This window comes from Kitasatospora sp. NPDC058048 (assembly GCF_042885555.1).
Lineage (GTDB): Bacteria > Actinomycetota > Actinomycetes > Streptomycetales > Streptomycetaceae > Kitasatospora > Kitasatospora lactacystinica.
The window spans coordinates 236,237-258,660 of sequence record NZ_JBHVRT010000002.1 but is presented as its reverse complement, the minus strand read 5'-3'; the positions used below and the strand labels follow the sequence as shown (position 1 = coordinate 258,660).

Below are 22,424 nucleotides of genomic sequence, written 5' to 3'. Positions count from 1 at the left end.
CTGGTCACCGCCCCGCCCCGCCGCTCCCGCGGCGCTGATGCCCTCGCCTGTGTGGTGCCTGCCACCACACTCCGTGCGCGCCACCCTACGAGATCCCGGCTCACCCGTTCCAGGCCGGGTGGCCGATCGGCGCACCGCACCACCCGCGCCGCCCCGCTAAGGTGCCGTCATGGTCGATGCCGATCGCCCCTTGCTCTTCCTCGACGTGGACGGCCCGCTGATCCCCTTCGGCGACCCTCCCCCCGGCGGCTACCCCACCTACCGCAGCCCGTACGCCCCGCCCGGCACGGCGATGGGCGGGAATCCGCTGATCGCCCGCGTGAACCCGGAGTTGGGGCCGCGGCTGCTGAGTCTGCCGGGCGAGCCGGTGTGGGCCACCACCTGGCTGGAGGACGCCAACGAGTGCCTCGCGCCCTGGCTCGGCCTGCCCCGACTCCCCGTCGTGGACTGGCCGGTGGACGACACGGGTGGCATGGACGCCCCGGGCGCCCCGGACGCCTTGGACGCCCCTGCGACGACGGACCGGCCGGACATCACGAACTGGCCGGACGGGCCGGACGGCCTGCACTGGAAGACCCGTGCGCTGGTCGCATGGGCGGACGGGCGGCCGTTCGCCTGGGTGGACGACGAGATCACCGAACCCGACCGCCGCTGGGTCGCCGCCCACTCCCCCGCCCGCGCCCTGCTCCACCGGGTGGATCCCCGACGCGGGCTCACCGAGGCGGACTTCACCGCCCTGGACGCCTGGCTGCGGGCGGTCTGACCGGCCACGGCCCGCCGGGCCGCCGCTCCACCGATCGGCCCGCCGATTGATCCGCCGACCGCACCCGTACCGAATGTCCACACGACCGCCACATCCGCCGTCGGCCCGTCAACACGACTGCCCGGCCACCCCCGTGGGAGTGGCCGGGCAGTCGGCGATCCACCTCAGGAACCCGCGAGCAGGTCCCGCAGCAGGGCGACGGTGTCGGCGTCCAGGTCCCGGCCGGTCCGGCGGCTGAGCGCGTCCAACCGGTTGACGGCGCGCAGGAGTTGGTCGCGGGCGCCGGCCGAGGCGTAGGCGTAGAAGAGGTCCCGGTGCAGCAGTTCGACGTCCGGGGCGACGGCGAGGCCGCGGAAGACGGCGGCCTCGGCGCTGCGGTGGTCGCCGTACTGCAGACGCCGGGCGGCCAGTTCGTGGGCCGTGTCGACGATCGCCGCGATCATGTCCTGCCGCTCGGCCTCGGCCCAGCCGTACGAGGCCGGCGGGGCCTCGGCGAACGGCGCCCCGCGGACCAGGGCCAGGGCGTGGGCGAGGGCCGCGTCGGCGGTGGCGCTGGTGCTGCGCATGCCGCGCCGGTAGAGACCGCGGAACTCGTCCCAGTCGCAGGTGACCGCCGGGGCGAAGGAGTACCCCTCGGTGCCCTCGGTGGGCAGGAAGGCGCGGCCCTCCGGCGAGGTGCCGAACCAGGCGGCCAGGTCGCCGAGTTTGGCCACCACCGGGCTCTTGGCGTCGCCCGCGGTGGGGTGCGGGTCGAGGTGCTCCGCGCCGGGGTGCAGATCGTGGTCGAGCGCGTGGCGGTCCGACCCCGGACGCAGCGCCAGGTAGACGGCCAGCTCGGTGAGCCGGGGCAGCGCGCCGGGGACGGCGGTGCCGAGGACCCCCGCGACGTCCACCGGGCCGAGCAGCCGGATCCTGGGGGCGTTGCGGGCGGCGTGCGCCTCCGGGGAGCGGAGGATGGCGAGCAGGTCGTCGCTGTCGCTGCGCCCGGGGGTGGTCCGGGCGACCGGGGCGACGGCGGCGGGGCCCGGTTCGACGGCGGGCTCGAACTCCCCCGTACCGGCGGGGTCCGCGGTCCCGACCGTCTCGGCGGTCCCGGCCGGACCGGTCCCGGCGCCGACGGCGGGCACCGCGGCGGACGCGGCCGACGGCGCCGACTCCTCGGCCCCCTTCGGCGCGGTCGGCTCCGCCGTCCCCGGCTCCGCCACCACGGGAGGCGACACCACGGACTGCGGAACGACGGACTGCGGAACGACGGGCTTCGGGACGACCGGCTGGACGGCGAGCACGACCGTCGCCGTGGACTCCGAGGAGGTGTCCCCCGGCTCGTCCGCCCCCTCGCCCTCCGGCAGGCCCGGGCGCCGCAGGTCCCGGGTGGTCTCGTCGGTGGCCGCCTGCCTCCCCTGCCCGTTGACGACGAACCGCGCCGGACCGGCCGGAACCGGCGCTGGGGCCGGAGCCGGGACCGCGGCCGAAGCCGCGGGCGGCAGGGCGGCGGGCCCCGGAGCGGGCGTCACCGGATCGGTGCCCGCGAACGGGCTGGCCCCGGTGCCGATGACCCGGGCGAGCAGCCGCGGACCGGCGGCCGCGTCCGCGCCCTCCTCCGCCCCGCCGGCCGAAGCCCCACCGACCGAGGCCCCGACGGCCGGCAACCCACCGGCCGAAGCCCCGCCGGCCGAGGCCCCGACGGCGGCCAGCACCGGTACGGCGGCCGGCAGTTCGGCGGTGTCGGGGTCCTCCTCCGGCCCGTCCAGGGTCCAGGCCGGGGCCGGGTGCTGGGTGGTGTCGTCGGCGGCCCGGAGCAGCTCGGCGACCTGGTCGTACTGGTGGCCGCTGAGCCGCTGGAGCTCGACCGTGAGGTGCAGGCCCGGGATCGCGGCCTGCCCGGAGGTCGGCAGGGTCCAGCGGGCGACCGGGCCGGTGCCGCGCTCGGGGGCGCGGGTGATGACAGCGACGCAGGTGCGCGGGCGGGCGTCGAGCAGGCGTCCGAGCTCGGCCGGGACGTCCCCGCCGGGCTGGTGGGCGCAGAGCACGATCTCGGGCGTCCAGGACTCGTCGGCCTGGCCCCGGCTGCGGGCCTCGCGCGGGCTGGTGGCCTCGGCGGCGACCAGGGTGGCCCGGGCCTTGGCGGTGCGCGGGCCGAGGGCGGCGAGCGCGGCCTCCAGGGTGGGGTGGCGGTGCACCCGTTCGGCGGCCGGTCCGCTGATCGGCAGCTCCTCGGCGAGGTCCACCAGGTGCAGGTGGAGCCGGTCGGCCAGCGGGCTGTGGGCCAGTTCGACGGCGAGGGTGCGCAGCACGTCCCGGGCGTCGTCCGGGTGGCCGGACAGGTGGAGCAGCCGGACGGCCTCCAGGTCGGCGAGGACCACCGAGCCGTCCGGCGAGGTGCCGAGGGTGACCAGCGCGGGGTACGGCGCGGCGGTCCGCCGGGCCTGGCCGGGGCTGAGCAGGTCGCCCGAGTCGGCGCTGCACCACCACACGTTGGCGGCGTGCGCGGCGCGGAACGGCGCGATCGGGGTGGCCGGGCCGGACAGGTGCAGCTCGATGGTCTGGCCCTGGGTGATCCGGGCGGCGACGATGGCGGGCAGCCGCTTGCCGCCGCGCACGGTGTTGCGGGCCATGGTGCGCAGGGCGCGGTCCAGCAGTTCCAGTCCGGCCTGGTCCTGCCGGGCCATCAGCTCGTTCTCGAAGGCGGCGGCCTCGGCGTCGGGCATCGCGATGCGGTGCCGGGGGCGGCGGGCGCGCTGCTGGCCGCCGCGCTTGTGGGCGACAGCGCCGACCATGATGGCGGCGAGCAGGACGCCGACGGTGGAGGCCGAGAGCGCGACGGTGTAGTCGTCGCTGGGGGCCGGGTCGGCGTGCGCGGCGGGGGCGGGCGCGTGGGCCGGTGCGTGCGTGGGCGCGGGCGCGGGGGCCGACTGCGGCGTGCCCTGCGCCGGAGCACCCTGCGAGGGAGCGCCCTGTGCCGGAGCGGGTGCCGGGGCCTGGTCGGCAGGAGCCGGTGCGGGCGCCGGCACCGGTGCGGCTCCGCCCGCCCCCGGCACCGTGAGCACCATTCCCGGCACGACCACGTCCGGGTCCGTCAGCTGCGCCCCGTCCGGGGCCTGCGCCCCCTTGTTCGCCTCGAACAGCTTCGGCCACTGCTCCCCGTCCCCCAGCTCCCGCTGGGCGATGGCCGACAGGCTGTCCCCGGCCTGGACGGTGACGGTCCGCTGCCCGCCGGATCCGCCCGCGCCACCGGCGCCACCGGGCCCCCCGGTCTCCGTCCCGGACTGCGGAACGTTCTGCGGGGCACCCTGCGCCGGGGCCTGGTCGACGGGAGCCGGCGCGGGGGCCGGAGCCGGTGTCCTCGCCTCGTCCGGCTTGGCGTCCGCCGGCATCAGCAGTTCCCAGCCGGGCTGGATCGGCCGTTCGGCGTCGAAGCGGACGCCCGAATCGCCCATCACCCGGCCCTCGTTGAGCTTGGCGATCTCCATCCACCGCTCGCCCGAGCCCAGTTGGCGCTCGGCGATGGACCACAGGCTGTCGGCCGGCCGGGCGTCGCGCACCGTGTAGGTGCTCTGCTGTTCGGCGGCCGGGGTCGGGGCCGGTGCGGCCTGCGCGGCGGGCAGTGCGGCGCGCTGCACGCCCGGCGTCAACTGCGCCTGGACGACCGGGCCGTGGGCGGCGTCGGGGACGGCCGCGAAGGCCGAGCCGGCCACCGGCAGCAGGGCGAGCACCGAGCCGACCAGTCCGGCCGCGATCCGCTGGCTCCAGCCGAAGGCCGGGATGCGGCGGGCGATCCGGCCGCGCAGCTGGGCGGGGATCTCCAGCAGGACGGAGAGCGCGAAGCACGCCCAGCCGAGCCAGCCGACCACCACCAGCGCCCACAGGAACAGGCTTCCGTCGTCCGGGCTGGTGAGCGCCTCGCCCACCCCGCCCGAGGCGACCTCTCCCATCCCGGCGACCGCCTGGGTGCCGTACAGCAGCAGTGCGGGAACGCCCAGCAGCAGGGCGAGCAGGGTGACCAGCGCGCCGAGCGCGGTGATCACGGCACGGCCGCGCCCGCGGGGTGGTCGGGGCGCCGGGGCGGCGGGCCTTCGGGCGCCGCCGGCGCGATGGGACGTCCCGGCCCGGCCGTTGCGGGCCTGGGCGGTACGGGCCTGGTCCTTGGCACGTGGCGCGGCCATCAGTCGGTCTCCGCTTTCTCGACTCCGTGGACGAGGGTCGCACTGCCCTTGCCCGTTACCTTCCGTTGCCCGAGGGCGCCCAGCAGGACCGGGTGGTAGTCGGCCTGCACGGTGACGGTGACGACCTTGCCGTCACCGGAGAACTCGATGTCGCCCGCGTGCAGGCCGTACAGGCGCAGATAGGCGTCGGCGGCGTCCCGGACGTAATTCTCCTGCACCTTGAAGCCCTTGCCCTGCAGGACGGCCGCCCGGTCGAGCTGCTGGCCGCCGACCCGCGCGGCCTCCAGGGCGTAGGCGTCGGTCCGCTCGGCGACCCGCAGCCGGCCGCCGGCGTCGATCACCAGGGCGATGACGAGCACGACGTAGGCCGCGCAGATCGCCACGAAGAGGGCCACCGCGCCCCGGTCGGACCGGCGCGCCGACAGCCGTCGCCGCAGACGGCTCACCACTCCCGTCCCCTCCCCCCACTTCGCACGCTGCTCTCCCCACCGGCCCCCACCGGGCGCCACTCGGTACCGCTGTGTCATCCCCCGGGCGCTCTCCGCTTGCGTCTCCCCCGCACGGGCCGTCTCCAATCCCCCGTCTTCCCGGAGGCGGCGCCGCGCGCCGTCATGTGCCCCGGTAACGGTCCACCACCGAGGTGAACTCGCCGACGAGGTGCTTCGTCACGGGTACCCCGGGCGGTCCGCCGAGCAGGTCGGCCAGTTCCACGTCGCAGATCACCGTGACGGTGACGGTCGTGGCCGGTCCGCCCGGCAGGTTCAACTCCCCCTTGCCGACCCGCACGTCCCCGTTGCGGCAGGACACGCCCTGCTGGCGCAGGGTCGCGAGGGCGGACTCCCTGGCCGGCTGGTCCATCCCGTCCACGCTGCGCTGCAGGGAGGCGGTCCGGGCCCCGGCCCGGGCGGCGGCCTCCACGGTGCCGGCCGTGGTCTGCACCCGACCGGCGGCGATGGCCACCAGGACCAGTCCGACGACCCCCGGCACGACGATCGCCGCCTCGATCGCGATCCCGCCGCGGTCCCGCCTGCGCGGCCGCGACCAGAACCGCCGCCGCGGCGGCCGCGACGGCCGCCGCCACCCGCCAGGTGCCCGCAGTCCACTCCTCACGGCTTCACCACCGGCGCCACGAATCGCTCGCGCGGCGCCTCGGCGAACTGGGTGACGGTGGGCGCCCTGAGCCCGGGTATCAGCAGCGGCGGGGTCAGCTCCACGGTGACCCGGACGGTCTGGGCCGTGCTGCCGTCGGTCCGCACCACGTACCCGCGCACGCCCTGCCGGTCGAGGAAGTCGCGGGCCTGCCGCTGGGCCGCCTCGTTCTTCTCGCCGTCCGTCGCGCTGCTCTGCACCCGTCCGGCGTCCACACCCTCGCGGGCCGCGGTGAGCGCGACCTGCCGGTCGTACCAGAGCAGCGCGGCCTGGACGACGAGCAGCAGGAGCAGCAGGACGACCGGGAAGACGATGGCGAGGCTCACGCTCATCGACCCCCGGTCGCCCCTGCGGCGGAGAGCAGGACGCATCACTGGGTGGCGCCGCCCGCGCCCGCGCCGCCCGGCATGTTCGGGTCCTGCTCGACCTTCTTGACGACCTTGTCCTTCAGCAGGTAGAGCGCCGTCGCCACGGCACCGGCGACGAAGACCAACGCGATGATGGCGAGGGCGAGTTCGATGCTGATCGCACCGCGGTCGCCGCGCGCCCGGGCGGCCCGCAGCCGGCCGAGCCGCAGGGTGAACAGCATCAGTGCGAACTGGACCGGTAGCAGGGCGGGTCGCAGCACCCGGTCTGCCAGGTGGGCGAGTCGTGCGGTCATCGGGTTCTCCCGGGGATGTGGCGGTGTGGTGTGGTGGTGCCGGCTGCTCTGAACTGGCGGGTGGGGCTGGCGAGGTCTGGTCGGGGACGGTACGCGGCCCTGGAGCAGGGTCAGTTGAGCATCTGGTGCAGGGCGGGGAAGACGATCAGGACGGTCATCAGCAGGGTCAGCGCGGCCCCGGGCGCGACCATCCGTTCGCTGTCGGCGTTCGCCCGGGCGAGGTCCTCGGCGAGCAGTTCCCCGCGCAGGCCCTTGGCGCGGGCCCGCAGGGTGTCGTAGACGGCGGCGCCGTCGGTGCCGGACAGCCGCATGATGTCGGCCACGTCCTGGAGCGGGCTGAGTCCCAGTTCCTCGGCCAGCGCGTCGAGTCCGGCCCACGGCGGGAGCCGGTCGGTGGCCGCGCGCTCCAGGGCGTCGCGGATCCGCCGGAACACCGTGCCCTGCCCGACCGCGGCGGCCCGGCGCAGCGCCTCGGCGGGGCCGCAGTCGGCGGCCCGCTCCATCGCGACGAGTTCCAGGTAGGCGGCGATGCCGTGCAGGTACTCGGTGCGCGCCTCCTTGGCCTCGCCACGCACCACGGCGTCCGGGACGAACCAGAGCAGCCCGGCCAGCAGCGGCCCGGCGACCAGCGGCAGCGCGAACGGCAGGCCGGTGTCCATCAGCACGGCCATCGCCCCCAGGTAGGCGGGCAGCAGCAGGCCGAGCGCGGCGAACAGCAGCTTGTGCACCATGAACCGGGCCGGGGTGCGGCCGATCAGGGCGAGTTCACGGCGCGGTACGGAGACCCCGCGCAGGTGGACGGATCGCTCGCCGATCCGGTCGTACCAGCGGGGCCGCTCGTCCGGGTCCTGCTCGCGGTCGGCGGGGGTGGCGTGCAGCCGGTCCAGCGCCTGGCGCAGGTCCGGCGGCGCCGGCCGCAGTTCGGCGACCAGCAGGGCGAGGCCGCCGGCCGCGAAGGCGCCGGCCAGCACGGACCAGGGCGAGATCACCGGACCTCCCCGAGCTGCTCGGCCGGCTCCGGCGCGACCGCCGGTGCGGCGGACCGGCGCCCGCTCCTGCTGCGCCGGTCCGGCGTCAGCAGCCGGGGCACCGGCGGGTGGGAGGCCAGCGCCCGCATCCAGGCGATGATCGCCACGAACAGGGCGGCGACCACGGCGAGCACCACCTGACCGAGGAAGCTCCCGTACGGCCGGGTGTACTCGGTGTTGAAGGAGCCGACGGTGACGACCAGCACGATGATGCCGACCAGCCAGCGGATGGTGGTCCGGTGCTTGGCCCGGTCCGCCTCGATGGCGCGGCGCTGGCGGACCTCCTCGCGCACCGAGTCGGCCATGTCGGAGAGCGTGCGGGCCAGGCCGGGGCCGCTGTCCCCGGCCCGCAGCACGAGCGCGGCGAGCACCTTGTCGGCGGTGGCGTCGGCGAGGCTGTCGGCGAAGGCGCGCAGCGCCTCCTCGGGCCGCCAGCGGGCCTGCAGCCGGGCGGCCAGCTCGCCGATCTCGTCCTCCAGGGCGGCCGGGGCGGTGCGGCGGCTGGTGACGATGGCCTGGTTGAGGCCGACGCCGAGCAGCAGCACGTCGGCGATCCGCTGGGTCCACTCGGAGAGCGCCTCCAGCCGCTCGATCCGGTGGGTGTCCGGGCGGGTGGTGTCGAACAGCCAGGGCAGGCCGAAGACGGCCAGCGGCACCAGCAGCGCGGTCAGCGGGATGCCGGTGAACAGCCAGGCCAGCGGCGCGCCGGCGAGCGCGAGCGGCAACTGGACGCGGCGCAGCCGCACCATCCGGTGCGCGGCCGTCCCGGGGGCGCCGTACCAGAACACGTGGATCCGGCCGGCCAGCGGGTTGGGCTCCCGCTCGGCCCCGTCCTCGGCGCCGGGCTCGCTGCCGCGGGCCCAGGCCACCAGGGCGACCAGGCCGCCCGCGACCGCCAGCCCGCAGAGGGCGAAGAGCAGCATCACCGCGCGCCACCGCCGATCCGCAGCTGGAGCGGGGTGGCCCAGCTCCCGTACCGGGAGCCGAGCAGCGAGGCGTCGAAGCCGGCCCGGCGCAGGTCGTCCAGGCACTGCGGCGGGGTGTGCGGGACGGCCCGCGGCTCGCCGAGGTCCGGCCGGGGGCCGAAGACGGTGTTCAGTGCGGGCCGGCCGCTCTCCCCGAGGCCGGTGACCTCCAGGACGTGGGAGACGAAGCGGTGCCGGCGGCCGCCGACGGCGGTCTCGTCGACCATGGTGACGTGCACGATGAGGTCCAGGGCGTTGGCGGTGAGCCGGTAGGCGAGCGAGTCGGTCATGTGCGAGCCGTACTCCAGGCAGAGTTCGGCGATGCGGTCGACGACCATGTGCGGGCCGCGGGCGTGCAGGGTGCACATCGAACCGCCCTCGCCGTTGGTCATCACCCGCAGCATCGGGACGACCTCGCCGGAGCGGACCTCCCCGACGATGATCCGGGAGAGCGTCATGCGCAGCGCGGCCGGAATGAGGTCGCCGATGGTCAACTCCCCGGCCAGGCGCCCCTCGACGCGCTCGCCGTTGCCCTCGCGGGCCTCCATCGGGACGACCTGGCGCAGGTGGCCGAGGGTGTGCAGCCAGAGTTCGAACTCCGACTCCAGGGTGCCGATCCGCTCGTCCGGCGGGATCTCGGCGGCCATCGCGCGCAGCAGGCTGGTCTTGCCGACGCCCTGGGTACCGGTGATCATCACGTTCTTCCGGGCCCGGATCGCGGAGGCCAGGAAGGCGGCCAGGGTGGCGTCCAGGGTGCCGAGTTCGACCATCTCGGGCAGCGTCGCCGAGGCCACCCGGTGGCGCCGGATCGCGATGTACGGGCGGGGCGTCACCTCGGTGAGCGCCTGGAGGCGCATGCCGCCCTCCAGGCGCAGCGCGAGGGTCGGGCTGGCGGTGGAGAGGCTGCGCTCGCCGCCGCCGTGCTGGCGGGCCAGGTCCTGGAGCAGTTCGATGAGTTCGGCGTCGTTCTCGGCCACCGGCGGTACCTGGCGCAGGGGTTGGTGCACCTTGGAGATCCAGACGTCGTCGCAGCCGTTGATCAGGATGTTCTCGATCTCCGGGTCGTCCAGGTACGGCTGGAGCCGGCCGGCCCGGAACAGCAGGTCGAAGACGGCCTCGGCGAGGGCGCGGTCCTGCTCGCGGGTGGGCGGGATGCCGTGGGTCTGCGCATAGGCGTCGGACCACCGGGCGACGGCCTCCTCGATCAGCGCCCGGCCGCGCTGGCGGCGGGTGGCGCGGTCCGGATCGGAACCGGAGGCGGCGGTCAACCGGGTGATCTGCTGGTGCAGTTCGGCCGCGACCTGGCGCTTGAGCTCCCGGGCGACCTGCGGGTCGACGGCGGGCCGGGTGGCGGAGCCGCGCAGGTCCAGCGAGGGCAGCTGGGAGGGCACGGCGGCGGGCCCGGCCGCGCCGGGCGGAACGGGCTGGGGCACGACGGGCTGCGCCGGGGCGGGCTGGGGCGCGACCGGCCCCGGCCGGTACCCGTGCGGCGGGACGACCGGTCCGGGCGGCGGCGCGGCCCAGGGCAGCGCGGCCGGATCGGAGGCGGGACGCTGGTGCAGGGGGCTACCGCGCACGGAGCACCTCCCCGGGGTTGTTCGGGTACGGCCCGCCCGTGTCGTCCTGACGGTTCGTCACCGCAGGCTGCTGGAGCGGGTACTGGTCTTCCGGGTCGCCGTAAGGGGCGGACTGGACGTGCGCCGGGAACGGTGCCGGCGCGGCCGGCTGCGGGGCCAGCCCGGCCAGCGGCGCCACCGGGCCGGTGGTGATCACCGGCGGGACGGGCTGCGGCGGGGCGTACGAGGGCTGCTCGCCCTCCGCCGTCCCGTAGCCGGACCGGCCGTGCACGGACCGGCCGTGGGCCGCGGTGCCGTACCCTCCCGGCGGGTACGGCGACGGGCCGTGGCCGCCCGTCCCGTATCCCGGCTGGGCGTATCCCGGCTGGGCGTACCCCGGCTGGGCGTACCCCGGCTGCCCGTGGTCGGACTGGCCGCCCGTCCCGTACGCCGGCTGCCCGTACGCCGACTGCCCGTACGGGCCCGGCGCGGACGCGGGCGGAGGAACCGGCCCCGTCCCGGACGACGGCACGGGCCCGGCCCCGGGAACGGGCGCGGGCATCGACGGCTGCGGCGCCATCGGCACGGGCGGGGTCGGTATCGGCGGGGCCGGCACCGGAGCCGCCGGGACCGGCGGCATCGGCACCGCCGCCGCGACCGGGGCCGCCGCCGGGCCGCCCGCCGTCAGCCGGGCCGGCGCCGCGTCCTGCGCCGCGCCCGGCGCGAGCCGCTGGCGCCGACGGCGGATCAGCAGCTGCACCTCGTCCGCCGCCGACCGCGCCGTGCGCATCAGCTCCGAGCGGATGAACCGCCGGTCGCCGGTGTCCCCGCCGTCGGAGAGCACCTTCGCCGTCCGGGTGGCGTGCGGCAGCACCCCGAGCACCGGAAGCCCGAGCTCGCGGGTCACCTCCGCCCTCGTGTACGGCCCCTCGGCGACCAGCAGCAGCCCGAGCGCGTCCGCCCCGGTACCGGCGGTGGCCAGGTCCTCGGTCAGGGCGGCGAGCCGGGGCCGGACCGAGCTCAGCCCGCGCAGCGTGGTGCGCACCGTCGCCACCACCGCGTCGGCTCGGCGGGCGAGCACCGCGCTGTGGCCGGTGGCCCCGGAGCGGCCGAGGTCCACGATGACGTCGTAGCCCTGCCGTTCCACGCCGTGCAGCAGTTCGGCGAGCGGTTCCCAGGTGTAGGCGAGGCCGGGCGCCTGGGTGGGGTCGGTCAGCCCGGGCAGCAGCAGCCGTTCGGCGTTGCCCTCGGGCGAGAGGTCGATCAGCTGCTCCCAGATGGTCTGCGTGAGCAGTCCGCGCCGGTCGGCGACGGCCAGGTTGCGCAGCCCGTACACCGCCTCGACCCGGCCCTCCAGGGCGCCGGCGAGCACCGCGCCGCCGTCCGGGTCGGCCTCGACCAGCAGGATCCGCCGGCCGGGCGACAGCGGCCACGACAGCAGCAGTGCCAGGGCGGTGGTGGTCGCTCCCGGTGCGCCCGGGCCGCCGACCACCGCGATCACGGCCATCAGGCGCCGCCCGTCGCGGCCGGGGCCCCGGAGGCGGCGCCGGGGCCCGGCGTGGTGGCCCCGGGCGCCGCGCCCCCGGGTGCGGTGGCGGCGGCCGAGGGCGCACCGCTCGGTGCCGGGACCGGCGCGGTGCCGCCGCCGGGGGCGCCCGCCGCACCCCGCGGCGCGAGCAGCACCTGGATCCGCCCGCTCGCCACCCACTGCGCCAGCCGGGGCCCGTCCGCGGTACCGACCGCCACGTCGATCACCTGGCTGCCGTCGGTGTCCACCCGGCCGACGGTGATCACCGTGGCCGGCAGCGAGTCGGCCCGGCCGTTGTCGGGAGTGAAGACGACAACCAACTGCACACCGGGCTGGAGCCGGCTGGCGGGCAGCTGGGTGCGCTTGGCCGACACCCCGACCACGATCTGCCCGGGCTGCACCGACAGGCCCTGCGCGAGGTCGGAACCGGTGAGCATCGCACCGCGCTTGAGGTCGGTCGCGGCCCGCATGCCGACTGCCTTCGCGCGGTCCTGGGCCGACACCGGGCGCAGCGCCGGGTCCCCCGCGATCCGGGCGACCACCAGGTCGTCCTCGGTGATCACCTGCCCCCACGGCACGTCCCGGGCCAGCGCCAGCACCGCGACCCGCTGGCCGGTGCTGTTGTAGAGCACGGCCCCGCCCAGCCCGCCGGCCGCGATCAGCGCGACCGCCATCGCCAGCACCGCCGGGCGCCGCCGGCGCGCCCCCATGGTCCGCCCGGGCGCGTGCGGCGCCGCCCGGCCCCGGCCCTTGCCCGAACCTGCCTGCTCCGGCTGCTCCGGGAGCGCCACGGACGCCGCCGCGCCCGCGGAGGTGCCGGATCCCGGCGTCGCGAACGTACGGTTCTCCACCGGGTTCCGCCCTTCCCTCGTTCGTCTCTGGCTCGTACGGCTGGTCGGTGTGCGAATCGCCGTACCGGCACGGTCACTTGTGTGCGGTCACTTGCCGGCGATCACTTGCGGGCGATCACCTGTGGGTGATCACCGGAGCTCGGTCACCGGACCGCGCTCAGTTGAGCACCTGCATCTCGGCGACCCTGAGCTCGAAGGGCTTGCTGCTCTGGTTGATGCCCGGGATCGTGAACTTCCGCGGGTTCGGCCCTCCGGTGACCACCACGGCGGCCTCCCAGTGCATCGTCACCGTGGCGCTGAAGACGCTGTTCTTCTCACCGGCCGAGCTGGTCCTGAACTCGTAGCCGCAGTCCGGGGACTTCGCGTCGCCGTACTTGGGGTCGTACGGCGTTCCGGTCGTGGTGCAGGAGGTCTGGAGGTGCGCACCGAAGCTCCAGTCCGCCTTCAGCAGCCGGGGCGTGACGGTGACCGAGATGCCCCCGACCGCCGCGCTGCCCGGTGCGGGCAGCGCGGCGTCGTCCGCCCAGAGCCAGACCGGGGCGTTGACCACCGCCGTGGTCTGCGGAGCGGCGCGGCCCACCGGCGGCCGGAAGCGGACCTGGTCGTAGGCCCGCTGGATGGCCATGGCCTCCGCGTTGACGTTCTGCCCGCCCGGCGCGGTGGCCTCGAAGACGATCTCGGCGCCGCCCTGCCCGCCGTCGGTCTGCGGACAGACCTTGGTGTAGAGCGAGCCGTCCTTCGGGTCGTGGCCGTCCCAGGCCGGATCGCCCGCGGGCGGCGGGTTGTCCAGGGCGCGGAAGTAGCACCCCTTGTCGCTGTTGAACCAGCCCAGCTGGGGGTCGTGGCAGGCCCACGCGACCTCGTGGTAGCTGCACAGCTGCGGGCCGGTGTCCGAACCGCCGCCACCCCCGGGCTTCGGTCCGCCGGGCGACGTGGTCGATCCGCCGGAATTGACGTCTATGCAGATGACGTTCGGGTAGCACTGCTCGGCGCCGCCGCTCGGCGGTTCGTCCGCGGTCGCGTTGACCGCCGAGGTCAGCAGCAACCCGGCCGACATCGACGCGGCGATCGCGATTCGCCGGGCCGGTTTCCGCGCGTTCAGCATGTCCGGTCCACCTCCCGTTTGAAGTCGTAGATCAACCAATGTGCCTGGAACCAGCGCAGGGAAGCGGTTCCGACGTACCGGTTCAGACGTGCTCCGGGATCCTTGGCGGCCCCGGTGACGGCGTCGACGCGGTGCCAGCCGGACAGGTCGACGCAGTCCTCGATCACGGCGGTCTGCGGATCGGCTTTCAGATCAATGGCCTTGACCACCGCGGAATTGCGCGGCGTCCCGGTCATCACCACTTTGGCGTCGCGCAGTTGCCGGAGGCCGACCAGGCTGTCGGACAGGGCGCGCCCGGAAGAGTACTGCTCAAGTGCGTAACCGTCCGAATCCGAACGTCCGAAGACCTGGGCCTGGACCTGCCACCAGTCCTGATAGGCCTTCAGGGCCAGCCGTCCCATGGCCCCTTCCGGACCGCTGGTCGGCGCGATCGAGCCGTTTACCGAACCACCCGAAGGAGTTAGCGGGTCCACTCCCGCGACAGTGGGCGCGGCCGACCCGATGCGATCGACGGAACCGCCCGCACCACTGCTCGCACAAGCACCGAGCAGCAACACCAGAACCGCCCCACCGACTCCAACCGCCCCAGGGCGCAACACATTTCCGCGCTGCCGCATGGCCCCACCTCGTTGCGACCGACCTGATCCGTGATCCACGGCCGCCAGGAGAATTCCGCCGTCCCGCCGGTGTTTCCGCTGGGGATCGATTCTTCGCCAACCCACCCCATCACGGCAACACCTCAGGCCCCCTGACCTTACGCGGAAGGAGGTTCTGTCGGGGCGCTTTCCCGCCACAGAACGGCCAACAGTTCCTCGGAAAGCGACAATCCGGCCAATGCGCCCCGAACCGCGGCCCGATTGCGCATCAGGAGCCGCCCGGCGTGCGGCGGAACGAGCAGGCGCGCGCCAGGCGCACCCGAACTACCGGACGCTTCCCCACCGTCCGTCAGCGCGGCCACGGCCGGCTGGAGATCGAGCGGGGCGACGGCCGCGGGGGCACCCGGGACGCCCTGGCGCAGGACGGTGGTCAGGGCCCGGCTGAACGAGCCCTCCCCGCCCGGCAGGACGGCGTCCCGGCCGCGTCTGCCCGGGGCGTAGCGGCTGCCCGGGGAGTGGCGACCGATCCGGCCCCACAGCGGAACCCTTGAGTAGCTCAGCAGTTCGCCCGCGCCGTCCTCGCCGCGCTCCAGCGCCGCCCAGGCGTCGCGGTCGACCACCGCGTCGACCAGCAGCAGCGCCTCCTCCTGGTCCCCGTGCACCATCGCACTGACCACCCAGTCCCAGGCCAGGCCCCGGCGGTAGGCGTTGTCGGCGGTGCTGCCGGCGGTGACCAGGGCCAGCCGGCGCCCGCGCGGATCGACCACCAGCTGGCCGACCAGGCAGACCAGCAGCCAGCGGCCGGGGTGCTGGGCGGCGTCCCGGACGGCGGTGAGCATCGCGTTGGCGTCCGCGTCCGGCGCCACCGTGGTGACCCGGCAGCCGGCCGCGCCGGTGTCGAAGCACATCCCGGGCAGCACGTCGGCGAGCAGCCGGGCGCCGTCCGCCGCGAGCGCCGCACCCCCGAAGGCCCGGTCGGGCCCGCCGTCCGCCCCGATCACCACCAGATCGACCCCGCCCGCCATCCGGCCGTCCCCCTCCTGCACCATTTCTCCACCCGCCGGGCAGGCTACCGCCCCGAACGGTCGCCGACGGGGCTCCCGGCCCGTCCGCTCAGGGACCATGGGCCCTATCGGTGCGCGCACCGACCGAGGACGATCGGACGCATGGAGCGTGAGGACCGTGTGGAGACCCTGAGCGAGGCCGAGTGCCTGCGGCTGCTCAGCACCGTGCCCGTCGGGCGCGTGGTGTACACCGAGCACGCGCTGCCGGCCGTCCTGCCGGTCTCCTTCGAGGTCCTGGACGGGCGGCTGGTGCTCGCCGTACGCCGGGGAAGTGCCACCGCGCGCGGGCTTGACGGCACGGTGGTGGCCTTCCAGGCGGATCTGCTGGACCCGGTCACCCGCACCGGGTGGAGCGTCCTGGTGCACGGGCGGGCCGACGTGGTGAGCGATCCTGAGCAGGTCAGACGGGTGCTGCGGTCCGGTCTGCGGCCGTGGGTGGGCGATCCGGAGCCGCTGTTCGTCGCGCTGGTCCCGGAGCTGGTCAGCGGCCGCCGGCTGTTCCCGACCGGGCCGGGCGTCCCGGGCCGCCGGACGCGCCGGCAGCCGAGCACCGGGCCGGTGAGCGCCGGGCCCGTGAACACCGGTTTTCCGTTCGGCTCCTGACAGATACCGGTGGGTAGGCATACGCTTCCGGCGTCCTGACCCCTCCCCGGGCCCGTCCCCACCAGGAGCGCACCGTGACGACCTTCGCCTCCCTCGCCGAGCTGACCGCCGCCGTCGGCACCGAGCTGGGCACCAGTCAGTGGCACACCATCGAGCAGCGGCGGATCGACCTGTTCGCCGAGGCGACCGGTGACCACCAGTGGATCCACGTGGACCCGGAGCGGGCCAAGGAGAGCCAGTTCGGCTCGACCATCGCGCACGGCTACCTGACCCAGTCGATGATCCCGGTGCTGGCGAAGGAGTGCTACGCCGTCGAGGGCGTGCGGATGGCGCTGAACTACGGCTCCGACAAGGTGCGGTTCCCGGCGCCGGTGCCGGTGGGCACGGCGATCCGGGCCACCGCCGAGCTGCTCTCGGCCACCGAGGTGCCGGGCGGGATCCAGGCGGTGGTGCGGTTCACCGTGACCAGCGAGCGGAGCGCCAAGCCGCACTGCGTCGCGGAGACGATCACCCGCTTCTACGCCTGACCGGGCCGGGTCCAGGGCCCGAGCCGGGGCCGGGGCCGGGGCCGGGGCCGGGGCCGGGGCCGGGGCCGGGGCCGGGGCCGGGGAAGTCCCCCCGGGGGGACAGAGCGGGGCGGCGCCCGGGCACCGGCCGGCGTCGCCTTCCCGGGTACGCCGATTGGACCGCGCCGGGCTCTCCACCAGGTCCGGACGGCCCATGGCGAGTAATCTCCGACGAGATGGTTGTCGTATCGCAGCAGCCCCATTTCGCCACTGCGCTGCGCGCCCCGGGCACGCCCGGTAGCCGTGACCGTCCCTGGAGGAGCCGTGCCCCGCCCCGCCCCGTGGTTCTCCCGCCTCGCCGGTCTGTCCGCGCTGTTCGCCCCGCCCTCCGCCGATCCCACCGCCGAGCGCGCCGTACCCGGGCTGGCCGGACTGCCCCGGGCCGCCTGGCACCGGATCCGGACCGACGCCTTCGGCGCCGAGCCCCGGGGCGAGCGGCTGGCCCGCATCCGCCGCTCCCCGCAGTTCGCCGACGGCGCCTTCCGCAACCCGGTGCCCACCCGCCGCCTGGTGTACGAGCGCAGCCCGCTGGAGATCACCCGCGCCCAGCTGGCCGGGGACAAGACCCGCCGCGCGCCGACCGCCGCCGTGCCGGTGCACCGGCTGCTCCCGGGCGACCTCGCCGCGCCGCCGGAGTCCGGGCTGCGGCTGACCTGGCTGGGGCACGCCACGGTCCTGGCCGAGATCGGCGGACGGCGGGTCCTGCTCGACCCGGTCTGGGGCGAGCGCTGCTCCCCCTTCTCCTGGACCGGCCCCAAGCGGCTGCACCCGGTTCCGCTGCCGCTGTCCGAACTCGGGCCGGTGGACGTGGTGGTGGTCTCCCACGACCACTACGACCACCTCGACATGGGCACCGTCCGGGCGCTGATCGGGACGGGCGCGGTGTTCGCCGTCCCGCTCGGGGTCGGGGCCCACCTGGAGCACTGGGGCGTACCGGCCGCGCGGATCGTCGAACTGGACTGGTGGGAGTCGGCCGAGGTCGCCGGGCTGACGCTGACCGCCACGCCGGCCCGGCACTACTGCAGCCGGGGACCGCGCACCAGCACGCTGTTCCTGTGGGCGTCCTGGGTGGTCGCCGGTGGCGGGCGGCGGATCTTCCACAGCGGGGACACCGGCTACTTCCCCGGCTTCGCCGAGATCGGCCGCCGGCTCGGCCCGTTCGACGCGACGATGATGCAGGTCGGCGCGTACAGCGAGTTCTGGCCCGAGGTGCACATGACCCCCGAGGAGGGCGTGCGGGCGCACCTGGACGTGGGCGGCGAACTGCTGCTGCCGATCCACTGGTGCACCTTCAACCTCGCGCTGCACCCCTGGGACGAGCCGGCCGAGCGGGTGGTCACCGCGGCCCAGACGCTCGGCGCCCGGCTCGCGGTGCCCCGTCCCGGCAAGCCCTTCGAGCCCGCCGCCCCGCCCGCCCTGCGCCTGTGGTGGCGGGCCGTCGCCGCCCCGCGCGCCATCCCGCCCCTGGCCGGCGAGCGGCCGCAGGACGAGGCGGCCACGGGGGCGGCCGAGGCGCGCGAACAGACGACAACTTTCAGCGAACAAATTTCAAAATCTGTTCGCTGAAAGTTGTCAGTCGACATCTGTCCACCATCACCCGGCATCTGTCCGCCGCCGACCGACACCCGTCCGCCGCCGGCCGGAATCCACCCCCTCAGCCCGCGAGCACGTCCCGCAGCGCCCGGGCCTCCTTGACCACCCGGCCCGACCCCCCGCGCTCGGCCGCCGCCGTCACCTCGGCGACCGGCCCGCGGGCCCCGGTGCGCCGGGCGCAGTCGGCGGCCAGCGCGATCAGGTCGCCCAGCCCGCGCGTCGACGGGTCGGCCTCCCCCAGCAGGCCCGGCAGCGCCGCCCCGAGCACCGACCAGACCGTCGCCCGGGCCCCGGTCTCCGCCGCCAGCGCGAGCGCCGCCCCCAGCCGGCCGGCCAGCACCGTGCCGCAGGCCACCAGGGCACCCAGCTCGCGGCCCAGCAGCGTGCCGTCCAGGTCGCCACGCGCGGCGAGCACCAGCAGGGCGTCCACCGCCGCCGTCCGGTCCTCGGCGTGCCGGGCGCCCAGGCCGTACGCCAGCGCCAGGTGCAGCGCGAGCCCGGCCGGACCGCCGGCCTCCGCGAGCAGCGGGAGGTAGCGGGCGGCACCGCGCTCGTCCCGGTCGGCGCACTCGGCGAAGGGGTCGAGCCAGCGCGCGGCCAGCTCCTCCCGGTGCCGGGGGAGCATCGCGAACCAGTGGTCGATGGCCCGCCAGCTCCAGTCGTACACCTTGCGGGCCCGGGCCACGCTGGGCTCGGTGCCGTCCAGCAGCGCCCGCAGCTCGGCCGTGAGCCGCTCGCCGCCCGGCCCCTTCGGCCCGGCGCCGATGCCCGGCTGGGCGACGGCGATCCGCTCGATCTCCTCCCACCAGCGGTCCCCGTACGCGTTGGCGCGCCGCACCCCCTTGCCGGGCGCGAACAGCACCCGCTCGGAGGACTGCCCGGGCAGGCCGCCGGTGCGCAGCCAGTGCGCCAGCCACCGCCCGGCCGGGGAGCCGAGCGCCTCGGCGGCCTTCAGCACCGCCTCCTCCACCCGCACGTCGACCCGCAGCAGGGCCTGGGACAGGTCGGCCTTTCCCGGCGTGACGCCCGCCGCCTCGTAACCGGCGATCCGCTCGACCAGCACGGCCGCGTCCAGGGCGCCGGTGGCGTCGGTCGGGGTGGCGAGCAGGTACGGCACCCGGGCCTGGACGACCTGCCAGGCGGCCTCCTCCAGCCGGGAGGCCAGGACGGCGCCGTGCACGGTGGTGCGCGCGCCGCGCAGCGGGGAGCGGCCCTTGCCGCGGAAGTGGTCCCAGAACGTTCGCGGCGCCGTCTCGCCGGCCACCGCGGCCACCACGTGGAGGATCTCCCCGGGCGTGCAGTCCCCCCAGCTGCCGGTGCCGTTCCACCGGTGCACCCGGCGGACCGGCTCCACCGCCTCGGCCAGCGCCTTGCGGTCCAGGCGGCTCAGCCGGACCAGCCCGTCCAGCACCCGCTCGAAGTCCGCCACACCGGGCTCGCGCCCGGCGAGCAGGGCGGACAGCTCCTCCGCGAGTTCGCCCACCGAACCGATCGGAGCGCCGAGCCGGCGCGGCTCGGGGACCGGCGGGAGGACGTCGTTCCACCCGGTTTCCGGGTCGCCGTCACCGTCGCCGTCGCCGACCGGTGCGCCGAGCAGGTCGCCCGCGCGCCGGTGGTGGGCCGGGTTCAGGGCCTCGGCGGCGGTCCGCAGCTCCGCCACCACCGCCTCCCCCGCCGCCTTCAGGTGCCGGGCCACCACGTTCAGCGCCCGTTCCTGGAGGGCCACGTCGGGGTGCCCGAAGGCCTCGGCCGCGGCCAGCACCACCGGGCCGGAGCGGTCGGGCGCGCGCCGGGCCGCCTTGTCCAGCCAGGCCAGCTGGGCTCGGACCAGCTTCTTCTCGGTCCGGAAGAGCACCACCGCCGAGGCCTCGGTGAGCACCTCGGGCTCGATCAGCCCGGCCTCGTCCAGCCCGGCGAGCACCTCCTGGGCGTGCCCGGCGAGCACCGACGGGCCGTCCAGCAGCGCCACCAGGTCGCGCACCCGGGCCGCGTACTCCCCCGGCGTCGGTTCGAGCTCCCGCAGCACCTCCAGGAAGGCCCGCTGGTCGGTCGTCCTGCCGCCGCGCAGCAGCCGGGCCAGGCAGCGGTCGAGCACCTCGGCCCGGTCCACCACGCCGGCCGCGGCCAGTTCGCCGATCGCCTCCGTCCAGACGTCGCCGGGGCGCGGGCCGAGCCGGAGCGTCAGCGGCCAACCGACGTCCGCGAGTTCGAACAGCTCGGGCAGCAGCACCGGGGTGAAGGCGTCCTCGCGCAGCTTCTCGGCCAGCGTCGGACGCGCGCCGCCCAGGTCGCCGGTGCGGTCCATCCAGCCCCGGACGAAGGTCTCGCCGCGCGGCACCTCGCAGCCGGTGCGCCGGACCACGGCCTCCATCACCGGGTACATCGACCAGCCCTGGTTGCGCGCCGGCCGGGCGGCGAGCCGGGTGACCACCTCGACCTGCCACTCCACAGGCTGCGCCTCGATGACCTGGTGCAGCACGGAGTTGCGGGCCCACGGGCGGTCGGCGAAGTCGCTGCCGGCCAGCCAGACGGCGGCGCCGGCCGGGCCGGCGTGGCAGCCGACCCCGGCCACCAGCAGTCGTCCCCTGGCCTCGGCCGCCTCCCGCGACCAGTCCTGCCGCAGCTCCTTGCGCAGTTCCTTGAGGGCGGCCAGGCCGGACCGCCGCTGGGCCGGATCCAGGGCGGCCAGCAGCTCCGGTATCCGCGCGAGCCGTCCGGACCGGACGGCCGTCAGCAGTTCGTCGACCGGCCCCTGCCGGCCGGCATCCGCCGTCGTGCTCACGCTCCGGCCCCCTTCGCCCCCGCGGCCGACTCCCGCACCATCCCGACCGCCAGTGCGTGCTTGCACGGCCCGCGTCCGCCCCGGTACTTGCCCCACCACAGGCAGGTGCAACTGAGCCGCCCCGACGGGTCCGTCCGCACCCGCTGGATGTGGTCGTCCACCGTGACGACGGCCGTCGCCCCGCCCTCCTCCAGCCGGACGGCGCCCGCCTCGACCAGGGCCCGGGCGGCCCGCAGCCGGGGGTTGGCCGCCTCGGCCCGCCCGGCGGCGTACGGGAGCTGCCGGTGGAAGTAGGCGGCCTCGGCGGTGTCGTAGCCGATCTGCCCGGCGGTGCCCAGCCGGGTGAGCGCGGCGCGGACCCGCTCGGGGCTCAGCCCGGACTGGGCCGCGAGGTCCCCGACCTCGATCCGGGGCTCCCAGGCGAGCAGCACCGCGATCAGTTCGGCGTCCCGCTCGGCCGTCCCGGTGGCGAGCGAGTCGAGCACCCCGCCCTCGCCGGAGAAGCCCCGGGAGGCGTCGGGCGAGAGCGTCAGGGTCAGCCGCATGCCGGGCAGCACCGCCTCCCAGGCGGAGGCGGTCGGCTCCCCGGCCGCGACCGGCCCGTACACCCGCAGGGCGAGCGCGTGCCGCAGCACCCGCTGGAGCGCCACCAGCCGCTCGGGCCCGGGCAGGCAGACCGCGCCGGGCACCGGCCGGGTGGTCGGCCGCAGCGTCGTTCCGGCCGGGACGACCCAGCCGGCGCCGGCCCGTCCGCCGCGACCGGCGCGCGGCAGCGAGCGCAGGAACCGGACCGCCTCGGCGGCGGGCAGCTCGGCGCGCGGCTCGAAGCCGGCGGCGACGACCTGGGTCTCGGCGAAGCCGCGCAGCCAGCGCTCCGGCAGCGGGACCTTCTTCTCGACCAGCGGCCCGTCGAAGCTGGTGACCTCCAGCGCGTCCGGCCCGACCGCGAGGTGCAGCGGGTCGGCGGGGCCGATCCTGGTCAGCGCCTCCCGCAGCGGGTTGTTGACGTCCACGTTGGTGGTGCCGTGGCCGATCTCGTCCCCGTCGAGCCCGGCCCGGAGCACGTCGAGCCGGGCGTAGACGCCGCAGCAGCCCGAGAAGGACTCGAAGCGCAGCCGGTCCCCGTTGGCGGTGACCACCGGGTCGAGCGAGGCGCGCAGCTGCGGCTGGTAGTAGCGCGCGGCGGCGACGTCCGCGACCGCGAGCAGCGCGGCGGCGGCCGGCGCCGGATCGGCCAGGAAGCCCGCGAAGAAGCGCGGGTTGGCGGCGGATCCGAGCGGGGTGGCGCCGCCGGAGGTGGCCAGGTCGAGGCTGCGTCCACCGGCACCGTCCAGGACGGCCGAAGGACGCAGATAGGCGTACGCGTGTGCGGATTGCGTCATGCCGAGCACGCTAGGTGAGGGCACTGACAGATCTGTGGGCCACTGGCTGAAGTGAAACGTGTTCTATCC

The 22,424-nt window shown here is 76.0% G+C and carries 19 protein-coding genes; 4 read left to right on the top strand and 15 right to left on the bottom strand.

Annotated features, from left to right (window positions below; translation table 11 throughout):
- Positions 1-169 precede the first annotated feature (169 nt).
- Positions 170-763: a hypothetical protein gene (locus ACFVVA_RS03200; protein ID WP_387685152.1), complete on the top strand. Its 594-nt coding sequence runs from the start codon at positions 170-172 to the stop codon at positions 761-763.
- Positions 764-927: 164 nt separating this feature from the next.
- Here ACFVVA_RS03200 and ACFVVA_RS03195 read toward each other — a convergent pair whose 3' ends face one another.
- From ACFVVA_RS03195 to ACFVVA_RS03135, 13 genes are all read right to left on the bottom strand, one after another.
- Positions 928-4,926 carry a LysM peptidoglycan-binding domain-containing protein gene (locus tag ACFVVA_RS03195; RefSeq protein ID WP_387685150.1) on the bottom strand — a complete coding sequence of 1,333 codons (3,999 nt, stop codon included), beginning with the start codon at positions 4,924-4,926 and terminating at the stop codon, positions 928-930.
- A complete protein-coding gene (locus tag ACFVVA_RS03190; RefSeq protein WP_387685149.1) occupies positions 4,926-5,375 on the bottom strand; it encodes a hypothetical protein in 450 nt (149 codons plus the stop codon). The genes ACFVVA_RS03195 and ACFVVA_RS03190 overlap by 1 nt, the downstream gene beginning before the upstream one ends.
- 160 nt (positions 5,376-5,535) lie before the next feature.
- Complete coding sequence (locus tag ACFVVA_RS03185; protein WP_387685146.1) at positions 5,536-5,913, bottom strand: pilus assembly protein; 378 nt, start codon at positions 5,911-5,913, stop codon at positions 5,536-5,538.
- 119 nt (positions 5,914-6,032) lie between these two features.
- A complete protein-coding gene (locus ACFVVA_RS03180) occupies positions 6,033-6,407 on the bottom strand; it encodes a TadE/TadG family type IV pilus assembly protein (protein ID WP_387685144.1) in 375 nt (124 codons plus the stop codon).
- Between the two features lie 38 nt (positions 6,408-6,445).
- Positions 6,446-6,736 carry a hypothetical protein gene (locus ACFVVA_RS03175; RefSeq protein WP_359913790.1) on the bottom strand — a complete coding sequence of 97 codons (291 nt, stop codon included), beginning with the start codon at positions 6,734-6,736 and terminating at the stop codon, positions 6,446-6,448.
- A 110-nt stretch (positions 6,737-6,846) separates the two neighbouring features.
- Entirely contained in the window at positions 6,847-7,725 is an 879-nt protein-coding gene (locus tag ACFVVA_RS03170; protein WP_359913793.1) for a hypothetical protein, read from the bottom strand.
- Positions 7,722-8,687: a type II secretion system F family protein gene (locus ACFVVA_RS03165; RefSeq protein WP_387685142.1), complete on the bottom strand. Its 966-nt coding sequence runs from the start codon at positions 8,685-8,687 to the stop codon at positions 7,722-7,724. The genes ACFVVA_RS03170 and ACFVVA_RS03165 overlap by 4 nt, the downstream gene beginning before the upstream one ends.
- Positions 8,687-10,306 (bottom strand): CpaF family protein, encoded by a 1,620-nt coding sequence (locus ACFVVA_RS03160; RefSeq protein ID WP_387685140.1) that lies wholly within the window; start codon positions 10,304-10,306, stop codon positions 8,687-8,689. Before ACFVVA_RS03160 ends, ACFVVA_RS03165 begins: the two co-directional genes overlap by 1 nt.
- Positions 10,296-11,792, bottom strand: a complete 1,497-nt coding sequence (locus ACFVVA_RS03155) for a hypothetical protein (RefSeq protein WP_387685138.1) — start codon at positions 11,790-11,792, stop codon at positions 10,296-10,298. Before ACFVVA_RS03155 ends, ACFVVA_RS03160 begins: the two co-directional genes overlap by 11 nt.
- Entirely contained in the window at positions 11,792-12,664 is an 873-nt protein-coding gene (locus ACFVVA_RS03150) for an SAF domain-containing protein (RefSeq protein ID WP_387685136.1), read from the bottom strand. The genes ACFVVA_RS03155 and ACFVVA_RS03150 overlap by 1 nt, the downstream gene beginning before the upstream one ends.
- A gap of 157 nt (positions 12,665-12,821) precedes the next feature.
- On the bottom strand, positions 12,822-13,769 hold the full coding sequence (locus ACFVVA_RS03145) for a hypothetical protein (protein ID WP_387685134.1): 948 nt from the start codon (positions 13,767-13,769) through the stop codon (positions 12,822-12,824).
- Positions 13,763-14,386, bottom strand: a complete 624-nt coding sequence (locus ACFVVA_RS03140) for a hypothetical protein (RefSeq protein WP_387685132.1) — start codon at positions 14,384-14,386, stop codon at positions 13,763-13,765. The genes ACFVVA_RS03145 and ACFVVA_RS03140 overlap by 7 nt, the downstream gene beginning before the upstream one ends.
- A gap of 137 nt (positions 14,387-14,523) precedes the next feature.
- Positions 14,524-15,414, bottom strand: a complete 891-nt coding sequence (locus ACFVVA_RS03135; protein ID WP_387685130.1) for a hypothetical protein — start codon at positions 15,412-15,414, stop codon at positions 14,524-14,526.
- Positions 15,415-15,531: 117 nt separating this feature from the next.
- Between ACFVVA_RS03135 and ACFVVA_RS03130 the strand changes: the two genes are divergently transcribed.
- From ACFVVA_RS03130 to ACFVVA_RS03120, 3 genes are all read left to right on the top strand, one after another.
- Positions 15,532-16,032, top strand: coding sequence for a pyridoxamine 5'-phosphate oxidase family protein (locus ACFVVA_RS03130; protein ID WP_387685128.1), 501 nt, complete (start codon positions 15,532-15,534; stop codon positions 16,030-16,032).
- A gap of 74 nt (positions 16,033-16,106) precedes the next feature.
- Positions 16,107-16,559, top strand: coding sequence for a MaoC family dehydratase (locus ACFVVA_RS03125; protein WP_359913279.1), 453 nt, complete (start codon positions 16,107-16,109; stop codon positions 16,557-16,559).
- 402 nt (positions 16,560-16,961) lie between these two features.
- Positions 16,962-18,164, top strand: coding sequence for an MBL fold metallo-hydrolase (locus ACFVVA_RS03120; protein ID WP_387685357.1), 1,203 nt, complete (start codon positions 16,962-16,964; stop codon positions 18,162-18,164).
- A gap of 88 nt (positions 18,165-18,252) precedes the next feature.
- Here ACFVVA_RS03120 and ACFVVA_RS03115 read toward each other — a convergent pair whose 3' ends face one another.
- Together ACFVVA_RS03115 and ACFVVA_RS03110 are read right to left on the bottom strand one after the other, a co-directional pair.
- A complete protein-coding gene (locus tag ACFVVA_RS03115) occupies positions 18,253-20,973 on the bottom strand; it encodes a DUF6493 family protein (RefSeq protein WP_387685126.1) in 2,721 nt (906 codons plus the stop codon).
- Positions 20,970-22,355, bottom strand: a complete 1,386-nt coding sequence (locus tag ACFVVA_RS03110) for an SWIM zinc finger family protein (RefSeq protein WP_387685124.1) — start codon at positions 22,353-22,355, stop codon at positions 20,970-20,972. The genes ACFVVA_RS03115 and ACFVVA_RS03110 overlap by 4 nt, the downstream gene beginning before the upstream one ends.
- Positions 22,356-22,424: the final 69 nt, after the last annotated feature.

What these genes read in the sequence shown, in the direction of transcription:
- ACFVVA_RS03200 (WP_387685152.1), top strand. Translation starts at nt 170, where the DNA reads ATGGTCGATGCCGATCGCCCCTTGCTCTTCCTCGACGTGGACGGCCCG.
- ACFVVA_RS03195 (WP_387685150.1), bottom strand. Translation starts at nt 4,926, where the DNA reads ATGGCCGCGCCACGTGCCAAGGACCAGGCCCGTACCGCCCAGGCCCGC.
- ACFVVA_RS03180 (WP_387685144.1), bottom strand. Translation starts at nt 6,407, where the DNA reads ATGAGCGTGAGCCTCGCCATCGTCTTCCCGGTCGTCCTGCTGCTCCTG.
- ACFVVA_RS03175 (WP_359913790.1), bottom strand. Translation starts at nt 6,736, where the DNA reads ATGACCGCACGACTCGCCCACCTGGCAGACCGGGTGCTGCGACCCGCC.
- ACFVVA_RS03165 (WP_387685142.1), bottom strand. Translation starts at nt 8,687, where the DNA reads ATGCTGCTCTTCGCCCTCTGCGGGCTGGCGGTCGCGGGCGGCCTGGTC.
- ACFVVA_RS03155 (WP_387685138.1), bottom strand. Translation starts at nt 11,792, where the DNA reads ATGGCCGTGATCGCGGTGGTCGGCGGCCCGGGCGCACCGGGAGCGACC.
- ACFVVA_RS03145 (WP_387685134.1), bottom strand. Translation starts at nt 13,769, where the DNA reads ATGCTGAACGCGCGGAAACCGGCCCGGCGAATCGCGATCGCCGCGTCG.
- ACFVVA_RS03140 (WP_387685132.1), bottom strand. Translation starts at nt 14,386, where the DNA reads ATGCGGCAGCGCGGAAATGTGTTGCGCCCTGGGGCGGTTGGAGTCGGT.
- ACFVVA_RS03135 (WP_387685130.1), bottom strand. Translation starts at nt 15,414, where the DNA reads ATGGTGCAGGAGGGGGACGGCCGGATGGCGGGCGGGGTCGATCTGGTG.
- ACFVVA_RS03130 (WP_387685128.1), top strand. Translation starts at nt 15,532, where the DNA reads ATGGAGCGTGAGGACCGTGTGGAGACCCTGAGCGAGGCCGAGTGCCTG.
- ACFVVA_RS03110 (WP_387685124.1), bottom strand. Translation starts at nt 22,355, where the DNA reads ATGACGCAATCCGCACACGCGTACGCCTATCTGCGTCCTTCGGCCGTC.